The 20,009-nt window shown below is 72.4% G+C and carries 17 protein-coding genes and 1 riboswitch; of the genes, 10 read left to right on the top strand and 7 right to left on the bottom strand.

Annotated features, from left to right (window positions below; translation table 11 throughout):
- Positions 1-94: 94 nt before the first annotated feature.
- The 3 genes from ABT340_RS21120 to ABT340_RS21110 all read left to right on the top strand — a co-directional run bounded on the left by ABT340_RS21120 (position 95) and on the right by ABT340_RS21110 (position 2,889).
- Positions 95-1,450, top strand: coding sequence for a serine hydrolase domain-containing protein (locus ABT340_RS21120; protein ID WP_352012491.1), 1,356 nt, complete (start codon positions 95-97; stop codon positions 1,448-1,450).
- A gap of 63 nt (positions 1,451-1,513) precedes the next feature.
- Positions 1,514-2,128 carry an ArsR/SmtB family transcription factor gene (locus tag ABT340_RS21115; protein ID WP_352012490.1) on the top strand — a complete coding sequence of 205 codons (615 nt, stop codon included), beginning with the start codon at positions 1,514-1,516 and terminating at the stop codon, positions 2,126-2,128.
- Positions 2,128-2,889 carry an SRPBCC family protein gene (locus ABT340_RS21110; protein WP_352012489.1) on the top strand — a complete coding sequence of 254 codons (762 nt, stop codon included), beginning with the start codon at positions 2,128-2,130 and terminating at the stop codon, positions 2,887-2,889. Before ABT340_RS21115 ends, ABT340_RS21110 begins: the two co-directional genes overlap by 1 nt.
- 12 nt (positions 2,890-2,901) lie before the next feature.
- Here ABT340_RS21110 and ABT340_RS21105 read toward each other — a convergent pair whose 3' ends face one another.
- A complete protein-coding gene (locus ABT340_RS21105) occupies positions 2,902-4,077 on the bottom strand; it encodes an erythromycin esterase family protein (protein WP_352012488.1) in 1,176 nt (391 codons plus the stop codon).
- Between the two features lie 90 nt (positions 4,078-4,167).
- Between ABT340_RS21105 and ABT340_RS21100 the strand changes: the two genes are divergently transcribed.
- Positions 4,168-4,851, top strand: a complete 684-nt coding sequence (locus tag ABT340_RS21100) for a MerR family transcriptional regulator (protein ID WP_352012487.1) — start codon at positions 4,168-4,170, stop codon at positions 4,849-4,851.
- A gap of 19 nt (positions 4,852-4,870) precedes the next feature.
- Here the strand turns inward: ABT340_RS21100 and ABT340_RS21095 are convergent, their stop codons facing one another.
- Positions 4,871-5,260, bottom strand: coding sequence for a MerR family transcriptional regulator (locus tag ABT340_RS21095; protein ID WP_352012486.1), 390 nt, complete (start codon positions 5,258-5,260; stop codon positions 4,871-4,873).
- Positions 5,261-5,325: 65 nt separating this feature from the next.
- On the opposite strand from ABT340_RS21095, the gene ABT340_RS21090 reads away from it, so the two are divergent.
- Positions 5,326-6,543, top strand: a complete 1,218-nt coding sequence (locus tag ABT340_RS21090; protein ID WP_352012485.1) for an MFS transporter — start codon at positions 5,326-5,328, stop codon at positions 6,541-6,543.
- An 11-nt stretch (positions 6,544-6,554) separates the two neighbouring features.
- Here the strand turns inward: ABT340_RS21090 and ABT340_RS21085 are convergent, their stop codons facing one another.
- Positions 6,555-8,513 carry a GTP-binding protein gene (locus ABT340_RS21085; RefSeq protein WP_352012484.1) on the bottom strand — a complete coding sequence of 653 codons (1,959 nt, stop codon included), beginning with the start codon at positions 8,511-8,513 and terminating at the stop codon, positions 6,555-6,557.
- 362 nt (positions 8,514-8,875) lie between these two features.
- Between ABT340_RS21085 and abc-f the strand changes: the two genes are divergently transcribed.
- From abc-f to ABT340_RS21070, 3 genes are all read left to right on the top strand, one after another.
- A complete protein-coding gene (gene abc-f, locus ABT340_RS21080) occupies positions 8,876-10,519 on the top strand; it encodes a ribosomal protection-like ABC-F family protein (RefSeq protein WP_352012483.1) in 1,644 nt (547 codons plus the stop codon).
- A gap of 64 nt (positions 10,520-10,583) precedes the next feature.
- Positions 10,584-11,537 carry an aminoglycoside phosphotransferase/kinase family protein gene (locus ABT340_RS21075; protein ID WP_352012482.1) on the top strand — a complete coding sequence of 318 codons (954 nt, stop codon included), beginning with the start codon at positions 10,584-10,586 and terminating at the stop codon, positions 11,535-11,537.
- Positions 11,538-11,594: 57 nt separating this feature from the next.
- Complete coding sequence (locus ABT340_RS21070) at positions 11,595-12,212, top strand: hypothetical protein (RefSeq protein WP_352012481.1); 618 nt, start codon at positions 11,595-11,597, stop codon at positions 12,210-12,212.
- A gap of 338 nt (positions 12,213-12,550) precedes the next feature.
- On the opposite strand, the gene ABT340_RS21065 is transcribed toward ABT340_RS21070, so the two are convergent.
- The 3 genes from ABT340_RS21065 to ABT340_RS21055 all read right to left on the bottom strand — a co-directional run bounded on the left by ABT340_RS21065 (position 12,551) and on the right by ABT340_RS21055 (position 14,508).
- Positions 12,551-13,339, bottom strand: coding sequence for an amino acid ABC transporter ATP-binding protein (locus ABT340_RS21065; RefSeq protein ID WP_352012480.1), 789 nt, complete (start codon positions 13,337-13,339; stop codon positions 12,551-12,553).
- Complete coding sequence (locus tag ABT340_RS21060; RefSeq protein ID WP_352012479.1) at positions 13,336-13,983, bottom strand: amino acid ABC transporter permease; 648 nt, start codon at positions 13,981-13,983, stop codon at positions 13,336-13,338. The genes ABT340_RS21065 and ABT340_RS21060 overlap by 4 nt, the downstream gene beginning before the upstream one ends.
- 105 nt (positions 13,984-14,088) lie before the next feature.
- Positions 14,089-14,508 (bottom strand): ArsR/SmtB family transcription factor, encoded by a 420-nt coding sequence (locus tag ABT340_RS21055; protein ID WP_352012478.1) that lies wholly within the window; start codon positions 14,506-14,508, stop codon positions 14,089-14,091.
- Between the two features lie 462 nt (positions 14,509-14,970).
- Here ABT340_RS21055 and ABT340_RS21050 point away from each other — a divergent pair, with 462 nt between their 5' ends.
- Positions 14,971-15,675: a bactofilin family protein gene (locus ABT340_RS21050; protein ID WP_352012477.1), complete on the top strand. Its 705-nt coding sequence runs from the start codon at positions 14,971-14,973 to the stop codon at positions 15,673-15,675.
- Positions 15,676-15,681: 6 nt separating this feature from the next.
- Here the strand turns inward: ABT340_RS21050 and ABT340_RS21045 are convergent, their stop codons facing one another.
- The gene (locus ABT340_RS21045) at positions 15,682-16,029 is read right to left on the bottom strand and encodes an RNA polymerase sigma factor (protein WP_352012476.1); all 348 of its coding nucleotides are present in this window, start codon (positions 16,027-16,029) and stop codon (positions 15,682-15,684) included.
- A 241-nt stretch (positions 16,030-16,270) separates the two neighbouring features.
- A riboswitch (S-adenosyl-L-homocysteine riboswitch) is annotated at positions 16,271-16,347 on the top strand.
- Positions 16,348-16,363: 16 nt separating this feature from the next.
- On the opposite strand from ABT340_RS21045, the gene metH reads away from it, so the two are divergent.
- The gene (metH, locus tag ABT340_RS21040) at positions 16,364-20,002 is read left to right on the top strand and encodes a methionine synthase (RefSeq protein ID WP_352012475.1); all 3,639 of its coding nucleotides are present in this window, start codon (positions 16,364-16,366) and stop codon (positions 20,000-20,002) included.
- Positions 20,003-20,009: the final 7 nt, after the last annotated feature.

Raw genomic sequence — 20,009 nt, 5'->3', positions numbered from 1 at the left:
CGGACGAGCGCCGCGGGCTCGTTCTCGCGGGTGCCGCCGGGGCTCCCGGGCACTAGCCTGAGCACACACGTCGTGTCGGGGAGGTATCAGTCTGATGTCGCCGCTTCTGGAGAGTACGGCTCGGGCGCTGCTGCGCAGGGTCGCGGTCGAGCAGGCCGAGTCGCGGCTGCCGTCCCTGGCGGCGGCCGTGGTGCGCGACGGGAGCCTGGCCTGGTTCGGCTCGCGCGGCCTGGTGGGCGAGGAGGCCCCCTCCCGCGACACCCAGTACCGGATCGGCTCGATCACCAAGAGCATGGTGGCCGTCGTGGTCATGCGGCTGCGCGACGAGGGCCGCGTCGACCTGCTCGACCCGATCGGCAAGCACGTGCCGGGCACGCCCGTCGGGGAGGTGACCGTCGCGCAGCTGCTCTCGCACACCGGCGGGCTGACCGCCGAGCCGCCGGGGCAGTGGTGGGAGCGCACCCCGGGCGTGCCGGTCGAGGAGCTCATCGCCCGTCTCGGCCCGCAGACCTCCCGCCACCGGCCCGGCCGCCGTTTCCACTACTCCAACCTCGGTTTCGCCCTGCTGGGCGAGCTCGTCGCCAGGCAGCGCGGGACGGACTGGGCGCGGGCCGTGCGCGCGGAGGTGCTGCAGCCGCTGGGCATGGACCGCACCACCACCCGGCCGAGCGCCCCGCACGCCCACGGCTACGCCGTCCACCCGTGGGCCGACGTCCTGCTGCCCGAGCCCGAGCACGACGCGCTCGCCATGGCCCCGGCGGGGCAGTTCTGGTCCACCGCCGCCGACCTGGCCCGGTGGGCGGCGTTCGTCGCCGGGGACACCGGCGGTGTGCTGGACCCGGCGACGGTCGCCGAGATGCGCGAGCCCGCGACCGTCGACGACGGCGACGCCTGGACCGGCGGGTTCGGGCTGGGCCTGCAGCTGGCCCGCGCGGGCGGGCGGCGCCTGGCCGGGCACACCGGCTCCATGCCGGGCTTCCTGGCCACCGTGTGGGCCGACCCGGGCGACCGCACCGGGGTGCTGTTCCTGACCAACTCCACCTCGGGGATGAGCCGTACGTTCCTGGGCGAGATGATGGCCGTCCTGGACGAGCACGAGCCGCGCATGCCCGCCGAGTGGCGGCCCTCGGCGGCCGAGGCGGGCCTGCTGGAGCTGACCGGGCCGTGGTACTGGGGGCCGAGCGCCTACGCGCTGCGGCTGCTGCCCGATCGGGGCCTGTCGCTGGCCCCGATCGGCGCCGCGGGGCGGGCCTCGCGCTTCGTCGCCCAGGACGACGGGACCTGGCTCGGCCTGGACGGCTACTACGCCGGGGAGCGGCTCAGCGTGGTGCGCGGCGCCGACGGGTCGGTCAGCCACCTCGACCTCAACACCTTCGTGTTCACCCGCACCCCCTACGACCCGGCGGCCGAGGTGCCCGGCGGGGTCGACGAGGGAGGCTGGCGGGGCTGACGGGCCCCGCCGTACGGCCGCCGGCGCTTTGACGGCAAATATTGTCGGTGAGAGGGTTGGGGCATGCTGGAAGTGGCGGTGATCGAGGACCCGGCGGCGGCCGAGGCGTCCCTTGACCCGGTGCGGGGGCGGTTGCTGGCGGAGTTGTCGCAGCCGGCCTCGGCCACGATGCTGGCCGCCCGGCTGGGCCTGCCCCGGCAGAAGGTCAACTACCACCTGCGGGCCCTGGAGCGGCACGGGCTGATCGAGCTGGTCGAGGAGCGCCGCAAGGGCAACATGACCGAGCGGGTGATGCGGGCGACGGCGGCCTCCTACGTCATCTCCCCGCTGGCGCTGGCCGCGGTGCAGCCCGACCCGGACCGCTCCCCCGACGCGTTGTCGGCCCGCTGGCTGCTGGCGGTCGCCGCCCGGCTGGTCCGTGAGGTCGGCGAGCTCATCGGCGGCGCGGCCCAGGCCCGTAAACGGCTGGCGACCCTGACCATCGACGGCCACGTCCGTTTCGCCTCGGCGGCCCAGCGCGCCGCCTTCGCCGAGGAGCTCGCCGCCGCCGTCGGCGCCCTCGTCGGCAAGTACCACGACGAGGACGCCCCCGGCGGGCGTGAGCACCGGCTCATCGTCGCCGTCCACCCCAGTCCCGACTCCCGGGCCCCGGGGGCGCCGGGCCGTAAGGAGCCGTGATGGGCCACGAGTTCGAGGTGCGCAGGCAGGTCGAGCTGGCGGCCGACCCCGAGGAGGTCTGGCAGGCCATCGCCACCGGGCCCGGGGTCGACTCCTGGTTCATGGGGCGCAGCCGGATCGAACCCCGGCAGGGCGGTTCGACGCGGCTGACCGTCGGCGGCGCCGTCGAGGAGGCGACCATCACCTCCTGGGAGCCGCCCGGCCGGTTCGCCTACCGCACCGGCCGGGGCGAGGACGGGACGTTCATGGCGTTCGAGTGGCTCGTCGAGGGCCGCGACAGGGGCTCCACCGTGCTCAGGCTGGTGCACGAGGGCTTCCTGGAGGGCGACTGGGAGAGCGAGTACGAGGCCATGCAGTCCGGCTGGGACATGTACCTGCACACCCTGGCCGCCTACCTGAGGCACTTTCCCGGCCTCAGAGGCACACCGGTCTCGGCGCTCAAGGTGGGGGCCGCGGGTCCCGAGCGGGCGTGGGCCGCCCTGACCGGAGCGCTCGGGCTGCCCGCGACGGCCGCCGTGGGTGAGCCGGTGAGCGTCGCCCCCGAGGGGCTCGCGCCGATCGAGGGCGTGCTCGACTACGCCGACCCGTTCTCCTGCCTGGGGGTGCGCACCGGCGACGCGCTGTACCGGTTCCTCCACTCGGGGGAACGCAGGGGCGACGCGGTGTTCCTGGCCCACCACGTCTACTCCGGCGGCGCAGGTGAGCAGGAGCTGGGGCGGGCCTGGCAGGCCTGGCTGGAGCGGCTGTTTCCGGCATCCTGAGGCGCGGGAGGGTCAGAAGGGAGTGGGGGTGACCCGCCTGAGGAAGACGACGCCGTCGATTCCGCCGAGGCGGGCCGGGTCGAGCGGGAAGTAGGCGAAGTCGCGGGAACGGCGCGGCCCGGAGCCGGCGGCGGTGACGGTTTCGGCCAGGCGGCGGGCGTCCAGGAGGCAGCGTTCCCACGGCAGCGCGGACAGGGCGCCCTCGACGGTGTCCGGGGGCGGGACGTCGTCGCCGACCGTGCCGAAGGCCGAGGCCAGGAAGGCGTACCGGTCGCCCAGGCGCGCCGCGGTGATGGCCCCCGCGCCCCACCACCGCAGCGTCCGCTCGCCGAACGGCATCAGGCTTTCGCCGCGCTGCAGGTGGAGGTTGCTGGCGTAGACCAGGGCCGGGCCGTGTTCGGCGACGGCGCTCAGGTTGGCGGCCATCATCGCGTCCCGCAGCGCCGACAGGCGGCCCCAGCGGTGCGGGGAGTCCTCGGCCATCCCGTGGTGGTAGCGCAGCAGGCCGACGGCGGTGCGCCCGTACAGCTCCGCCCGCCACCTGTCGCGGGGGTTCAGCCGCGGGACCTGCGTCTCCAGCAGCGCCACCAGGTCGTCGGCGATCACGCGCAGCCGCAGGGCCTCGGCGGAGCGGCCGATCGACCGGGAGGGGTCCGTGGCCGTGGCCTCGTCGGACCACCGCTCGTCCGGGCCCAGCAGTTCCTCAAGGGTCTGGCGGGTCACGACCGTACGGGCAGGCGGGTCCTCCAGCAGGTCGTACAGGGCGGTGAGCGCCTGGCGCGGGCTCGCCGCCCAGTACTCCAGGGGGCCGTCGAAGCCGAAGAAGCGAAGCTTGTCGTCGTGCTTGTCGTTGTGGGAGCGCATCCAGCGCACGAGTTCGCGGTTGGCCTCCAGGGCGCCGAAGCCGTGGCTGAAGCCGCGCCGCATGACGTCGTCGAGGGTGCCCTCTCCCCTCGTGACGTAGTCGTCGACCAGCAGGCCCATGAGGCAGTCGCTCTCGATGGCGAAGCAGCGGTAGCCCTCGTGCTCGGCCAGGTGCCGGAAGATCTCGTTGCGTGCGCTGCCCAGGTCCTCCACCAGATGCCTGGCCTCGCCCAGGCCGAGCAGCAGGGGGCGGGCGGGAAGCGAGCGCAGCAGGGCCGACACGCCCGCGCCGTCGAGCGGCCAGGCGGTTTCCTTGATGTCCATTCCCTCAACGGTATCGTTGAACATCCGGTGTAAACTTTCCGCGGAAAATCCAGTGTCCGTCTTGGTGGACCTTCAAACGGTGGTGCGTTCATGAGGCCGGTCGACCTGGCGCGTGAGCACGGCCTGTCCGCCCAGGCGGTCAGGAACTACGAGCAGGACGGGGTGCTGCCGGCCGCCGGGCGCACCGTTCACGGCTACCGCGTCTACACGCCGTTGCACGCGCGGGCGCTGCGTGCCTTCCTGGCCCTGGTGCCCGGGCACGGCCACCGGACGGCGACGTCGGTGATGCGGGCGGTCAACCGGGGCGCGCTCGAGGAGGCGTTGCGGCTGCTCGACGACAGTCACGCCCAGTCGCTTGAGGACCGCCGCACCCTCCAGGCGGTCGAGGTCGCGCTCGGTGACCTGGTGCCCGTGCCGCAGGAGCGCGGCGACGTCTTCATCGGTCCTCTGGCCGGCAGGCTCGGCGTGCGCCCGGCCACGCTGCGCAAGTGGGAGAAGGCCGGGCTGGTGCGGCCGCGCCGCGACCCGAAGACGGGGTACCGGGTGTACGGCGCGGCCGAGGTGCGGGATGTGCGGCTGGCCCACCAGCTCAGGAGGGGCGGCTACCCGCTGGAGCGGATCGCCCCGCTGATCGCCCAGGTCCGTGCCGCCGGGGGTGTCGTCCCGCTGGAGTCGGCCCTGGGTGAGTGGCGGGCGCGGTTGGCGGCCCGGGGCCGCGCCATGCTCGCGGGCGCCGCGGCCCTGGACGCCTACCTCCGCGACCTCGAACTCTGAGGCGTCTTCGCGCCCCGGTTCAGCTCCGCGTGGCGACGCCCGGGTCGTCCTGGGTGAGGCGCACCGTGTCGAGGTAGTCGGCGATGGCGTCCCGGTTACGGGTCAGGGACTGGATGCGCTCGGTCATCCGGTCGCGCTCGTGCTCCAGTGTGGCGATCATCTCCGGGGTCGCGTCGGAGAAGTGGATGATCCTGGGCCTGTCCAGGCAGGGCAGGATCTGCTTGATGATCCGGGTCGGCAGCCCTGCGTCCAGCAGGCCCCTGATCTGCATGACCCGGTCCACCAGGCGCTCGTCGTAGGCGCGGTAGCCGTTGGCGCAGCGCTCGGGCAGGATCAGCCCCTGCTCCTCGTAGTAACGCAGCAGCCTGCGGGGCGTGCCGGTACGCTCGGCCAGCTCTCCGATCCGCATGTGCCCTACCTCACACCCTGTTACGTTGACCTTCACATCAATGTGATGGTTTGAACATACGCAACGTGCGAAACCACACCACACGATCAGCCGGGCCCGTCGCGGGAGCCGGCGATCAGAGACTACCCCTGCCCGCTCTGGCCGCGTTGGCCACGGCCGCCTTCGTCACCGTCCTGACCGAGGCCCTGCCCGCGGGTGTGCTGCCCGCGATGGGCGCCGACCTCGGGGTCGGCGAGTCCGCGATGGGACAGGCGGTGACGATCTACGCGATCGGTACGGCGGTCGCGGCGATCCCCCTCACCGCGGCCACGGCCGGATGGCGGCGCAAACGCCTGCTGCTGACCGGGGTCGCGGGCTTCGCCGTCGCCAACACGGTCACCGCCGCCTCGCCGTACTTCGCGCTGAGCCTGGCGGGCCGGTTCGTCGCCGGAGTGGCCGCGGGCCTGGTGTGGGCGCTGCTGGCGGGCTACGCCGGCCACCTCGCACCCGCCCACCTGCGGGGCAAGGCCATCGCGGTCGTCATGACCGGCATCCCGCTCGCCCTGTCCCTGGGCGTGCCCGCGGGAACCTTCCTGGGCGGCTTCCTCGGCTGGCGGGCCGCCTTCTCCGCGATCACCGTGATCGCCGCCGTCCTGCTGGCGTGGATCGCCGTGGCGGTCCCCGACCGGCCGGGACGGCGGCACCGGGACCGGCACCCGATCCTGCCGACCCTCAGGATCGCCGGCGTGGTGCCGATCCTGTTCGTGACGCTGGTCATGGTGCTGGCCCACACCATCCTCTACACCTACATCGCCACCTTCCTGCGGCGGTCCGGCATGGGCGGCTCCGTCGACCTCGTGCTGCTGGTCTTCGGCGCCGCCTCCATGGTGAGCATCTGGATCGTCGGCGCCCACATCGACCGCAGGCCACGGCTCCTCATCGTCGCGGCCAGCGTCCTGTTCTCCGTGGCGGCGGCCGTCCTGGCCGTGCGGGGCGCCGATCCCGCGCTGGTCTACCCGGCGGTGACGCTGTGGGGGCTCGGCTTCGGCGGCGCCCCGACTCTGCTGCAGACCGCCGTGGCCGTGGCGGCGGGCCAGGCGGCCGACACCGCGCAGGCCATGCTCGTCACCCTGTGGAACGCGGCCATGGCGGCGGGCGGGGTCGCCGGGGCGGTCCTGCTCGGACTGCTGGGCCCCGGCTCCTTCCCGTGGAGCGTCCTGGCCCTGCTGGTCCCGGTGCTGGCCGTCGTGATCGGCGCCCGCACCGGCGGCTTCCCCGCCGCGAGGCGAGGCGCCCCCCGCTGAGGGCGCCCGGCTCACCTGCCCGCCAGATGACGCAGATAGGCCTCCCGGTCGAGCGGGTCGCCGCCGGCGCGCGGACGCGCGGGCGGGCGCCCGCTCACCGGCCGGTCCCCGCCGGGGGCCGACCACCACACCCCCTCACCGTGCGAGAGCCCGGGCAGTTCACGCTGGAACACGTGGACGGCCCCGGCCGGGATCTCCCCCTCCACCGACCAGGCCGCCTCCCGGGCCGCCGACCCGTGCAGCCGCGCCCCCAGCGCGGCCAGCCGGGCGGTGACCGGGCCGAGCGCCTCGGCGGGGATCTCCAGCTCGAAGGAGTGACACGGCTCGTAGACCCGGGTCCCGGCCAGGCGCAGCGCGCCCATGAGGACCAGCGGGGTCAGGCCGCGGAAGTCGGCCGCCGTGCTGACCGGCCCGCCGAAGCCGCTGTGGGTCAGCGTGACGGCGCAGTCGGTGACCGGCCAGCCGTACAGGCCCTGCCCCAGGGTCTCGTGCACGCTCTCCTCGATCGCCCGGTCGAAGGCGGCCGGAAGCGCGCCCAGCTCGACCTCGCGCCGGAACCTCACCCCGGAGCCCGGCGCGCCCGGCTCGACCCGCAGCCCGACCGTCGCCCAGAAGTCGGGCACCCCGCGCCGGTGGTTCATCTCCTCCAAGAGCGCCCCGGTCCCCGCGGGCCGCTCGGTGTACACCGGCGTCGAGGGCTCGAAGACGGCCCCGGCCCCGAACTCGCGCTCCAGCCTGGCCGCGATGACCTCCTTCTGCACCTCCCCGTACAGCAGCAGCGAGGTCGCCCCGTCCGGTGTGAGGCGCGCCTGGATCAGCGGGTCCTCATCCGCCAGGCGCACCAGCGCGGCGCGCAGCCGGGCCGCCTGGTTCCGTCGCGGCGGCCGTACGAGCGTCTCCAGGCTCGGCGGCGGGAAGCAGGCGTCGGCGGAGCCGGGCGGCAGCGGGCCGATCAGGTCGCCGACACGGACCCCCGACAGTCCGCGCACCCTGGCGATGTCGCCCGCCCTGGCCGGGTCGCCGCCGGAGGAGGCCGCGCCGGGCGCGACGACCCGCAGGGCGGTGATCTGCTCGGTGCGCTCGGCCGTACCGCCGCCCGGCTCGCGGCGCCGGTAGGTGACGCGCTCGCGGACGCGCAGCTCGCCCGAGCGCAGCCGCAGGTAGGCGACCCGCTCCCCGCAGGGCCCCGGCTCGATCGCGAAGACCGTCCCCCGCGCCTGGCCGCCCGCCGGGGGCGGCACCGGCAGGTAGCGGCGGATTCCCTCGACGAGGCCGCCGACGCCCTGGCCGCCCAGCGCCGACCCGAAGAACACCGGGTACAGCACGGACGCCGCGCTCTGCCGGGCCACCGCCGCCTCAAGCCGCGCCGCCCCGGGGGTGCGGCCCGCGACGAGGTCTTCGAGCAGTTCCTCGTCGTGCTCGGCGAGGATCTCCGCCGCCCGCGCGTCGTGCGGCGGCGCAGGCCTCACCCGCACACCCGCCGTACCGGCGCCCTCGACCGACGCCATGGGCAGCAGGTACGGCCACAGCGTGCGGCGCATCCGCTCGAGCAGCTCCTGCGGGCGGGCGCCGGGGCGGTCGACCTTGTTGACGAAGATCAGGGTGGGCAGCTTCAGCCCGCGCAGGACGCGCATCAGGACCCGGGTGTGCGCCTGCACCCCCTCGACGGCCGACAGCAGCAGCACCGCGCCGTCGAGCACGCCGAGCGCGCGCTCGACCTCGGCGACGAAGTCCGCGTGTCCCGGCGTGTCGATCAGGTTGACCTGCAGGTCGCCGACCCGGAAGGGGGCGACCGCGGAACGGATGGTGATGCCTCGGCTGCGTTCGATGTCGCCGCTGTCGGTCTGGGTGCTTCCCTCATCGACGCTGCCCAGGCGCCCGATGGCCCCGGTGTCGAAGAGGAGACGTTCGGTCAGGCTGGTCTTACCGGCGTCCACATGGGCGAGAAGACCGATGTTCACGGTGGGCATGCTGGGAGAAGTCCTCGAAAACTCTCGTCCGGAAAAGGGGCTGAGATGTTCCGAAGACTCGCCGCATTGCTTCTCCCCGATCGGTGTGCCGGACCGCCTCATGATGCCACCCGGGCGTCCGGGACGCGCAACCGGATTTCCGGCCTCCAGCAGACCGGTGCCGTGCGTCCGCGGCGGGCAGGGGCTCTGGCGCGCGTCACCGGCCGGGCGCGGAGCACGTCACGGCACATATGAATTGAGGCGAGGTGATTCGCCTTGTTATGGTGAGGACATGGCTTTCCTCTTCTTCGTCTGAGTCCGGGCACGGCCGACGCCGCCGTCTCTGCCGCCCGTGGACCCTTCGTACGATCAGGGAAAGTCATATGCGCGACCGCGCCCATACCGTCCTGCCCGCTGCCGTGGCGCAGCTGTCCGTCAGGAACGTCACCAAGTGCTACGGCACCCGGACCGTCCTCGACCAGGTCTCCTTCACCGTCCGGCCGGGTGAGAAGGCCGCCGTCGTCGGTGAGAACGGCTCCGGCAAGTCCACCCTGCTGCGGCTGCTCGCCGCGGCGGAGCCGCCGGACGCCGGGCAGGTCACCGTCGCCTTCCCCGGAGGCGTCGGACACCTCGCCCAGACCCTCGGCCTCGACGCGGCCCGCACCGTGCAGGACGCCGTCGACCTCGCCCTGGCCGAACTGCGCGACATGGAGCGAAGGCTCCGCGCCGCGGAGGAGTCGCTCGCCGGCGCCTCGGAGGAGGAACTCGCCGCGTACGGCGAGCTGCTCGTCGCGTACGAGCGACGCGGCGGATACGCGGCGGACGCCCGGGTGGACGCCGCGATGCACGGGCTCGGCCTCGCCCGGATCACCCGGCTGCGCCCGCTCGGCTCGCTGTCCGGCGGCGAACGGTCCCGGCTCGCGCTCGCCTGCGTCCTGGCCGCCGCCCCCGAACTGCTGCTCCTGGACGAACCGACGAACCACCTCGACGCGGCGGCCGTGCACTGGCTGGAGGAGCACCTGCGCGCCCACCGCGGCACCGTCGTCGCGGTCACCCACGACCGTGGCTTCCTGGAGCGCATCGCCACCACGATCCTTGAGGTCGACCGGGACGAGCGCACCGTGCACCGCTACGGCGACGGCTGGGCCGGCTACCGCGCCGCGAAGGCCGCCGCCCGGCGTGGCGCGCAGCAGCGGTACACCGACTGGGCGCAGGAGGTGGCCCGCGCGGAGGAACTGCTCAGGGCCGCGGGCAGGAGGCTGGCCGTCACCGGCCGCGACCCGAAGCAGGGCTTCGGCAAGTACCGCCGCTCCAGCGAGGCGAAGCTCGGCGGGCAGGTGCGCTCGGTGCGGGAGCGCCTGGACCGGCTGCGGCGCGACCCGGTGGCCAGGCCGCCGGCACCGCTTCGTTTCACGACGGCGCCGCCGACGGTGGACGGCGGCCCGGCGCAGGGCCCCCTCGCCGAGCTCGACGGCGTGCGGGTCGGGGAACGCCTGCGCCTGGACGGGCTCCTGACGATCACGCCCGGACAGCGGCTGCTGGTCACGGGAGACAACGGCGCGGGCAAGACGACGCTGCTGCGGGTCCTGGCGGGCGACCTGACGCCGGACGCGGGCACGGTACACCGGCCCGCCCGGATCGCCTACCTCGCCCAGGAACCGCCCGCGCACACCACACGGCTGACGCTGCTCGCCGCGTTCGCCGCGGGACGGCCCGGGCCGCCGGACGAGCACGCCGAACGGCTCCTGTCCCTGGGCCTGTTCCGTGAGGAGGACCTGCACGTCCCGGTCGCCGCCCTGTCGGCGGGGCAGCGGCGGCGGTTGCAGATCGCGACCCTGGTGACCCGGCCCGCGGACCTTCTCGTCCTCGACGAACCGACCAACCACATCGCACTCGACCTGGTCGAGGACCTTCAGTCCGCGCTCGCGGCGTACCCAGGGGCGGTGGTCGCGGTCTCGCACGACCGGGGCTTCCGTGCGCGCTTCGAAGCCGAGCGGCTGGAACTGCACGCCGGCCGCAGGCGCTGACCCGGCCCGGCCTGCTTCCATCCTGAATCGCCTGATATCCGTCAACGCACCGAAACAAGGGATTATGACCACTTTCCTGACACCACAGCAGCGCGCCGACCGCACCGCCGCCGCCGTCGAGGCGGCCGTCACGGCCGGGCGTGATCTCGGCCTGACCGTCACCGGCCCCACGGTGCTCCACGACGTCTTCTCGGTCGTCGTCCACCTGGCGCCCTCGCCGGTCGTGGCCCGGGTTCCCACCGTCCTGCCCCGCCCCGGCGACCTGGCCGCCCTCGCGCGCCGCCAGCGGGACGAGCTGGACGTCACGCGGTGGCTGGCCGACCAGGGGGTCCCCGTGATCGCGCCCAGCCCGCTCGTGCCGCGCGAACCCGTGCGACGCGACGGGTTCTCGATGACGTTCTGGACGTTCGTCGAACAGGCGCGGGACAGGGAACCCGACTACGTGGCGAACGCCGAGAGCGTCGCCGGCCTGCACGCGGCGCTGCGCGCCTACCCGGGCCGCCGCCTGGAGTTCCTGTCCGCGGCCGACCCGCGGTTCATCGCCGACGGCCTCGCCCTGCTCGACCGGCATCCCGGCCTGATCGGAGCGGCCGAGCTCGACCGGGCCCGCCGCGAATGGCGCCTCCTCGAACCCCTCGTACGCTCACGCGGCGCCTTCGAGGCCCGCTTCCCCGGCGTCGGCCTCCAGCCTGTCCACGGCGACTGCCCGCCCGCGAACATCGTCAACGCGGTCGACGGCGATCTCTACGCCGACTTCGAACTGGTCACACTGGGGCCCGTCGAGTGGGACCTGGCCGCTCTCGGGCCCGAGCACGAGGCCGCCTACAACCGTGGCGCCCGGCGCAACGGCATGAGACCGCTCAACGAGGAGGTCCTCGCCTTCGTCAACGCCCTGGGCATGCTGCGGATCATCGCCGCCCTCACGCTGGTCCCGCAGCTGCCCGAGCTGATGGGCTACCTCGAACCCGCCGTCGACCGTTGGCGGGCGACACCCTTCGCCGGCGGCGTGAACGTCTGACACCGGCCCGGCCGCTGGAAACGCACCGGCCGGCTGCCAGCGGCTAGCCTGTGATCCGTGGCGCAGCATGAGTACAGTGCGGCCGAAATCACCGTGCTCGAGTTCGACGAAGTGGTTCTCAAACGGCCCGGTATGTACTTCGGCGTCGGACTGGACGATCCGGGGCTGCCGGTCACGCTCCTGTCCGTTGCGGCTCAGCACGCGCTGCACCCGGCGGCACACGTCGCGGAGGACCATTCGCTGACCTCTGTGATCGAAATCCTTGGCGATCTTCGCTTCGCGGTGACGATCAACCAGCGGCACACCTGGCCGGACTCACCGCCCCTCGGATACCACGGCTCCCTGATCGGTCCGGAGTGGTGGTCCCTGGCGGCCATCGCGGCGCTCTGCGGAACGACGACCGCCGAAATGTGGTGCGACGGCCGGGGCTTCGGCCAGGAACTCGCCGGTCTCCGGCCTCGTACCGCGGTGTGGCGGTTCGAGCCGCCCCCTGGAAGCGGTACCCGGGTCACCTTCACCCTCGACGCGCGGCGCCTTCCGCCCGGCACCGCGTTCCCAGCCGACCTGGGCGGCCTCACCGTTCATGGGCCGTACTGCGACGCGGCGGACGGGCCCGGGACCGTCGCCGTCCACGACAGCAGGAACGGCCCCGGCATCGGCGCCTCGTTCTTCTGACCTTCCCTGCGGGCCCGTCAGGACCGGTGCGGGGCCCGGGGCGTGCAGGCCGCCGGACTCCGACGGGCAGGCGCACCTCCGCCTGGTGAAGGAGGCGACGCGACCGGGAAACCGAACGCCACCGCGATCCCCACCGTCGACAGGGGCACCCCGTTCTCGGCCGCGTTCCGCCGCGCGGATGCTCGTGTTCCCCGGGTTCCCTGCGTCCTTCGCTCATGCCGTGCCTCACCGAGGCTTTCAGGGTTTCGCGGGGGCGCCCCCGGGATCACCGGTCGTGGTCGTGGAAGGGGCCCCTCGGGCGTCTGCTCCGTGGCCCGTCTCCGATGCGTGTTGTTTTCTCAAGGCCGGGACGGGGGCCCGCCGCCCTTGGGCACGAGACGCAGGAACGATCTCGCGCGGGCGGTCGCGGGGGCGTCGAAGAAGACGTTCGGATGCTGCTCCTCAAGGATGTGGCCGGCGTCCATGAACGCCACCCGGTCGGCGACCTCCCTGGCGAAGGGGATCTCGTGGGTGATGACCACCATGGTCGTGCCGCAGGCCGCCAGGCTCCGGATGGTCCGCAGCACCTCCGCGCCCAGCTCCGGGTCCAGGGCGGAGGTCGGCTCGTCGAGGAGGATGACCTCCGGCTCCATGGCCAGCGCCCTGGCGATGGCGACCCGCTGCCGCTGCCCCCCGGACAGCCGCGCGGGATACTCGTCACGCTTGTCGTCCAGGCCGACGTGGGCCAGCAGACGCTCGCCCATCTCGACGGCGTGGGAGCGGGGCAGACGCCGTACCGAGATCGGGCCCTCGATGACGTTCTGCAGGACGGTCATGTGCGGGAAGAGGTTGAGGTGCTGGAACACCATGGCCGTCCGGGCGCGGATGTCACGGACCAGGCGCCTCCTCGAACGGCCCTGCCCCCGCGCCGGATAGCTCAGCGTCGTGCCGTGCACGGTGACGCTGCCCGCGTCGGGCTCGTCGAGCAGGTTCAGGCAGCGGATGAGAGTCGTCTTGCCCGACCCGGACGGCCCCATGATCACCACGACCTCACCGCTGTACACGGTCAGGTCCACGCTCCTGAGCACCTCCAGGTCACCGAAGCGCTTGTGCAGCCCCCGCACGTCGACGGCGACGTTCCCGCTCATGCGTAGGCCCTCCCCAGCCGTCGTTCCAGCGCCCCCTGCCCGGCGAAGAGAACGGTGTTGATCAGCCAGTAGACGGCGCCCGCGACCGTGAACGCCTCGACGTAGCGGAAGGAGGAGCTGCCCGCGGTCTCGGCGACGCGCGTCAGCTCGACCACCGTGATCACCGAGGCGAGGGAGGTGTCCTTCATCAGCGAGATGAACCGGCCGCCGATGGCGGGGGCGGCCACCCGCAGCGCCTGCGGCAGGACGACCCGGCGCAGGGCCAGGCCGTGGGACATCCCCATCGAACCCGCCGCGTCCCACTGGCCGCCGTCGACGGCCAGGACGCCGCCGCGCAGGTTCTCGCTCAGGTGGGCGCCCGCGTAGAGACTGAAGGTCAGGATCGCCGACGGGACGGGCGGCAGCCGCACGTCGAGCCGGGGAAGTCCGAAGTACACGAGCATGAGCTGGACGAGCGGCGGTGTGCCGCGGAACACCGAGACGTAGACGATCGCGGCCACCCTGAGCGGCCGGCGCCGGGAGAGCCTGGCCAGCATGACGAGGCCGCCCAGCACTAGGCCGAACACGAACGACACCACACCGAGTAACAGCGTGACGGCCACGCCGGAGAGCAGGCCGGGCATCGGCAGGGAGAGCAGGTCCATCGAGCGCGTTCCCTTCTGGGCGTTCAGCCGGTCCGTTCGGCCGGTGTCCCGCGGAGTTCGGGTGGGGGCCGTGCGGATCGGCGCGGTGGTCGTCGTGGCGCGAGGTCATGGGGCCTGCTCCGGAGGCCGGTATCCGCGGGCCGTGTCCGGGGCGTGGCTGACATGGGACAGGCCCAGGCCCAGCAGCATCCGGACGTGGGCGTCGTCGAGGCGGTGGTAGGCCATGCGCCCGGACCGGCGCACCCGCACGACGTGACAGGCGCGCAGCAGGCGCAGCGTGTGGGAGACCGCCGACTCGCTGTGGCCGCACGCCGCGGCGATGTCGCACACGCACATCTCCCCGCCCTCGAGCAGCGCGATGATCACCCGCAACCGCCCCGGGTCGGACAGCAGCGCGAAGACCCCGGCGAGTTCCTTGATCGACTCCGCCCCCGGCATCGCCTCGGCGACCGTGCCGACCCGATCCGGATCGACCATGCGCACCGCGCAGCCCTCGCCTGCGGAAACATATGAAGCTCTGCTCATATGAAGAAGCGTAGATATCGTTTTCACCCGCCGCCATATTTCATTCCGGATGAATTTCCTGGCGATATGGTCAGGTGAGTTAACAATCGCTTTTTTTTTGACGATTGCGGGCCCGGCCGAACGGGCCTTGCTCCTCGCTTGAACTGCCGAGATGCCCATTGGTTTCGTGTGGCGAAAAATCCCAAAAACCAACGCCTTTTTGTGTTTTTGATCGGTCTTCGGCCGGCCGATGTCCCTGTTTCAGGCTTACGCATGAAAAGGCTGGCATATCCCTTCGGGAGGTCGGATGGCGGCCGCCTTCCTGGCCGGAGGCGGTGCCGCGGCGCCGCGTGACCTCCCCTCCGGCTTGGCCGGCCCGGTGCCAGGCCCCCGGCGCACGGCGGCCTCCGCCGCGCCGTACCCGGTCCGCCGCCCGGCGCACGGCGGGTGGGATGTCGGTGATCCCCGCTAGGGTCACCGTCCATGCCGAGCAGTTACCTGTCCTGGGCCGCCGCGGTCGAGCTGTTCGAGCGGCGCGGCCTTGCCCGGGAGACCTACCGTGACCTCTACGAGGAGGAGTACATCCTGCACCCCGGCGCCGCCCTGGTCACCGGGGAGCTCTCCCTCGACGACCACGACGGCTCCCCGTGGTGCGCCGACACCCCGGACCAGGCGACGGGCTACGTGATCGACGGCGACCTGACCGTCGAGGGCAACATCGTCAACGTCGACGACGGGGCCGCCGCACTGGTCGTCCTGGGAAACCTGCGCGCCGCCAACGTCCTGCTGGAGGGGGACGTCAAGCTCGTCGTGCTGGGCGACGTCGAGGTCGAGACCTTCGTGGGCAACTGGACCGACAAACTCGTGAAGGTCCACGGCGACCTGCGCACGGCGGTGACGATCCTCTGGAACGAGTTCTGTCCCGATCTGGTCGCCGGCACCCTGCGGGGCAGGGTGCTCGCCCCCCGATACATGGATCTCACGGACCTGGAAGCGGGCGGCCTCGAAGACCCCGACCCCGACGTTCCGCTGTCGGCTCTCATGGTCCCCGAGGTCCTGGTGGACGGTGAGCCGGGGCCGGACGACTTCGCCGAGATCGGCGTGCGCTCCGGGGCGCGGCGTGAGCGCCTGAGCGCGGGCCTTCCCCTGATCCGGGGAGGGCGCGCCGTACCGGCCGCGTCCTCCTGAGCGGGGTCAGCCCGCCTGGTCGGTGACCGTCTGGGACATGACGGCGCTGGAGCTCATGAGGGTTCCCGCCCTGCCCCGGCTGGAGTCGGCGATCAGGTAGTCGCGTGTGCCGAGGAAGGCCAGGGAGTCGGCGTCGAAGATCCACTCGGTGCGCTCGCCGTCGGCGTCGGGCTTCAGCCGTCCGCGGAGCCGCCAGGCCTCCAGGAAGGTCAGCGACACCACATCCTCCGCCGCCGTCCGGTCCCCCGTGGTCCGGGCGGCGTAGCGGTAGATCGTCTGCGCGTGTTCGCCGAACAGCTCGCTGAAAGCCGCCGGGTCACCGGCTCTGAGCCGGGTACGCATTGTTCGTTCCACACCCGTACCTGTCCGCCGCCCCCGCCGGGTTCCTGTGATCCGCGTCACCCTTCACCCGGCCGTCCGGGCGGGAGCCGTTCCCTCGGGCGCCGGAGGGTTCAAGATTGTTCCCTTACCGCCACGTCACCGGCCCTCGGCCACGATCAACCTGCGGTGAGACGTACGGTGGTCGCTTTCCGGGGATTCGTCCCGCGGCCCATCGGATCACAGAACGTCTTGGGGCGTGAGTAAGATTGGCTCTCAGGTCGAGAGGCGCTGCAACGGGCTCACGCCCGCCACGCTCGGCCCGCACCATTCGAACAAGGGCGCCTCCCAGCTGAAGGGAGGCCTCGAAGTGGAGAAGACAGCGCCGGTCGAGACGCGTGCGGAGCGTACGCGGCGGCTGAGGGACATCCTCGACCAGCGGATCGCGGTGCTCGACGGCGCGTGGGGCACGATGCTCCAGGGCGCGAAGCTCACCCCGCAGGACTACCGGGGCGACCGGTTCACCGACCACGAGATGGACGTCACCGGCGACCCCGACCTGCTGAACATCACCCGGCCCGACCTCATTCTCGACGTGCACCGGCAGTACCTCGCGGCCGGGGCCGACATCACCACGACCAACACCTTCACCGCCACGAGCATCGCCCAGGCCGACTACGGCCTGCAGGAGCACGTGCGGGAGATGAACCTGCAGGGCGCGCGGCTGGCGCGTCAGGCCGCCGACGAGGCGGGCGGGAAGTTCGTCGCCGGATCGGTCGGGCCGCTGAACGTCACGCTGTCGCTGTCGCCCCGGGTGGACGACCCGTCCTACAGGGCCGTCACGTTCGACCAGGTCAAGGCGTCCTACGCCGAGCAGATCGCGGCGCTGGCCGACGGCGGCGTCGACCTGCTCCTCGTTGAGACGATCTTCGACACGCTCAACGCCAAGGCGGCGATCACCGCCGCCCAGGAGGTCGCGCCCGACCTGCCGCTGTGGATCTCGGTGACGATCGTCGACCTGTCGGGGCGCACCCTGTCCGGTCAGACGGTCGAGGCGTTCTGGAACTCGGTCAAGCACGCCAAGCCGCTGGTCGTCGGTGTGAACTGCTCGCTGGGCGCCGTGGAGATGCGCCCGCACGTGGAGGAGCTGGCCAAGCTCTCCGGCACCTACACCGCCTCGCACCCCAACGCCGGCCTGCCCAACGCGTTCGGCGGCTACGACCAGACGCCGGAGGAGACCGCGCACCTGCTCGGCGAGTTCGCGGCCGAGGGGCTGGTCAACCTCGTGGGCGGCTGCTGCGGCACCTCCCCCGCGCACATCAAGCAGATCGCGGGCATCGTCGCCGGGCGGGCGCCGCGCCAGGTCGCCACCCCGCCCAGGCGCAGCCGTTTCTCCGGCCTGGAGACCTTCGAGATCGGCCCGGACACCGGCTTCGTCATGATCGGTGAGCGCACCAACGTCACCGGCTCCGCGCGGTTCCGCCGCCTCATCGAGGCCGGGAACTTCCACGCCGCCGCCGACGTGGCGCTGGAGCAGGTCCGGGGCGGGGCCAACCTGCTGGACGTCAACATGGACGCCGACCTGCTCGAAAGCGAACAGGTCATGACCTCCTTCCTCAACCTCATCGCGACCGAGCCGGAGATCGCCAAGATCCCGGTGATGATCGACAGTTCGCGGTGGAGCGTGCTGGAGGCCGGGCTCAAGTGCGTCCAGGGCAACGGGGTGGTCAACTCCATCAGCCTCAAGGAGGGCGAGGAGCCCTTCCTCGAACAGGCTCGCAGGGTCAAGAGCTTCGGCGCGGGCGTCGTCGTCATGGCCTTCGACGAGCAGGGGCAGGCCGAGACGGCCGACCGCAAGGTCGAGATCTGCGGGCGCGCCTACGACCTGCTGACGCAGCAGGTCGGTTTCGCCCCCGAGGACATCATCTTCGACCCGAACGTGCTGGCCGTCGCCACCGGCATGAGCGAGCACAACGGCTACGCCAAGGAGTTCATCGAGGCGCTGCCGCGCATCAAGGAGCGCTGCCCCGGCGCGCTCACCTCCGGCGGCATCTCCAACCTGTCGTTCTCCTTCCGCGGCAACGACGTGGTGCGTGAGGCGATGCACTCGGCGTTCCTGCTGCACGCCGTACGGGCCGGGCTGGACATGGGCATCGTCAACGCCGGGCAGCTCGCCGTCTACGCCGACATCCCCGCCGACCTGCTCGAACACGTCGAGGACGTCCTGTTCGACCGCCGGGAGGACGCCACCGACCGGCTCATCGAGTTCGCGCGGACGGTCTCCGGGAGCGGCACCGAGCGCAAGGTCGACCTGTCGTGGCGGGAGCAGCCCGTCGCCGAGCGCCTCGCGCACGCGCTGGTGCACGGCATCACCGACTTCGTCGAGGAGGACACCGAGGAGGCCCGCAAGATCGCCGCGAGCCCCCTTGAGGTCATCGAGGGCCCGCTCATGGACGGCATGAAGATCGTCGGTGACCTGTTCGGCTCGGGCAAGATGTTCCTGCCGCAGGTCGTCAAGAGCGCCCGGGTGATGAAGCGCTCGGTGGCCTACCTCGAACCGTTCATGGAGGCCGAGAAGGAGCGCGCCCGGCTGGCCGGGCAGGTGGAGACCCGCAAGGGCCAGGGCAAGGTCGTGCTGGCCACGGTCAAGGGCGACGTCCACGACATCGGCAAGAACATCGTCGGGGTGGTCCTGGGCTGCAACAACTACGAGGTCGTGGACCTGGGCGTCATGGTGCCCGCCGCGAAGATCCTCGACACGGCCGTGGCGGAGGGCGCCGACGCCGTGGGCCTGTCCGGGCTGATCACCCCCTCGCTGGACGAGATGGTCTCGGTCGCCGCCGAAATGGAGCGGCGTGGCCTGAAGCTGCCGCTGCTCATCGGGGGCGCGACCACCTCAAGGCAGCACACGGCCGTACGGATCGCCCCCGCCTACACCAACACGGTCGTGCACGTCCTGGACGCCTCCCGGGTCGTCGGGGTGGTCTCCGACCTGCTGGACGCCGAGCGGGCGGAGGCGCTCGACGCCGCCAACCGTGAGGAGCAGCAGGCGCTGCGCGAGGCGCACGAGAACCGCAGGCGCCAGCCGATGCTCACCCTGGAGGAGGCCCGCGCGAACGCCGAACGCCCGGTGTTCGACGAGCTGCCCGTCCCCGAGTTCACCGGCCTGAAGGTCGTCAGGCCGAGCCTGACCGAGCTGCGCGAGATGATCGACTGGCGCTTCTTCTTCCTGGCGTGGGAGCTCAAGGGCACCTTCCCGGCGATCCTTGAGCAGCCCGCCGCCCGTGACCTGTACGACGACGGGCAGCGGCTGCTCGACCAGATCATCGCCGACGGCTCGCTGCGGCCGGAGGGCGTCTACGGCTTCTGGCCGGCGCACTCCGAGGGCGACGACCTGGTGCTGGAGAACGGCATCAGGATCCCGATGCTGCGTCAGCAGACGCTCAAGCCCGAGGGGCGGCCCAACCGCAGCCTCGCCGACTACGTGGCGCCCTCCGGGGACCACATCGGCGGGTTCGCGGTGGCCGTGCACGGCGCGGAGGAGCTGGCCGCCCGTTACGAGGAGAGCCACGACGACTACCAGGCGATCATGGTCAAGGCGCTCGCCGACCGTCTGGCCGAGGCGTTCGCCGAGCAGATCCACCTGCAGGCGCGTCGTTCCTGGTTCGAGCCGGACTCCCAGCCCGTCCTTGAGGACCTGCACGCCGAACGGTACCGGGGCATCCGGCCCGCGCTGGGATACCCGGCCTGCCCCGACCACACCCGCAAGCGGACGCTGTTCGACCTGCTCGGCGCGGAGTCGCACGGCATGGTCCTGACCGAGTCGTACGCCACGACCCCGGCGGCGAGCGTCAGCGGGCTGCTCTTCGCCCACCCCGACGCCCGCTACTTCACCGTCGGACGGCTCGGCCGCGACCAGATCGAGGACTACGCGCGCCGTACGGGGATGAGCCAGGAGGAGACCGAGCGCTGGCTGCGCCCGAACCTCGCCTACGAGCCCGAGTCCTGATCCGCCT

Origin of the sequence: Streptosporangium sp. NPDC000239 (genome assembly GCF_040300765.1) — a bacterium.
Classification (GTDB): Bacteria; Actinomycetota; Actinomycetes; order Streptosporangiales; family Streptosporangiaceae; genus Streptosporangium.
The sequence above is the reverse complement of the archived record's forward strand: the minus strand, read 5'-3'. Positions and strand labels throughout refer to the sequence as shown.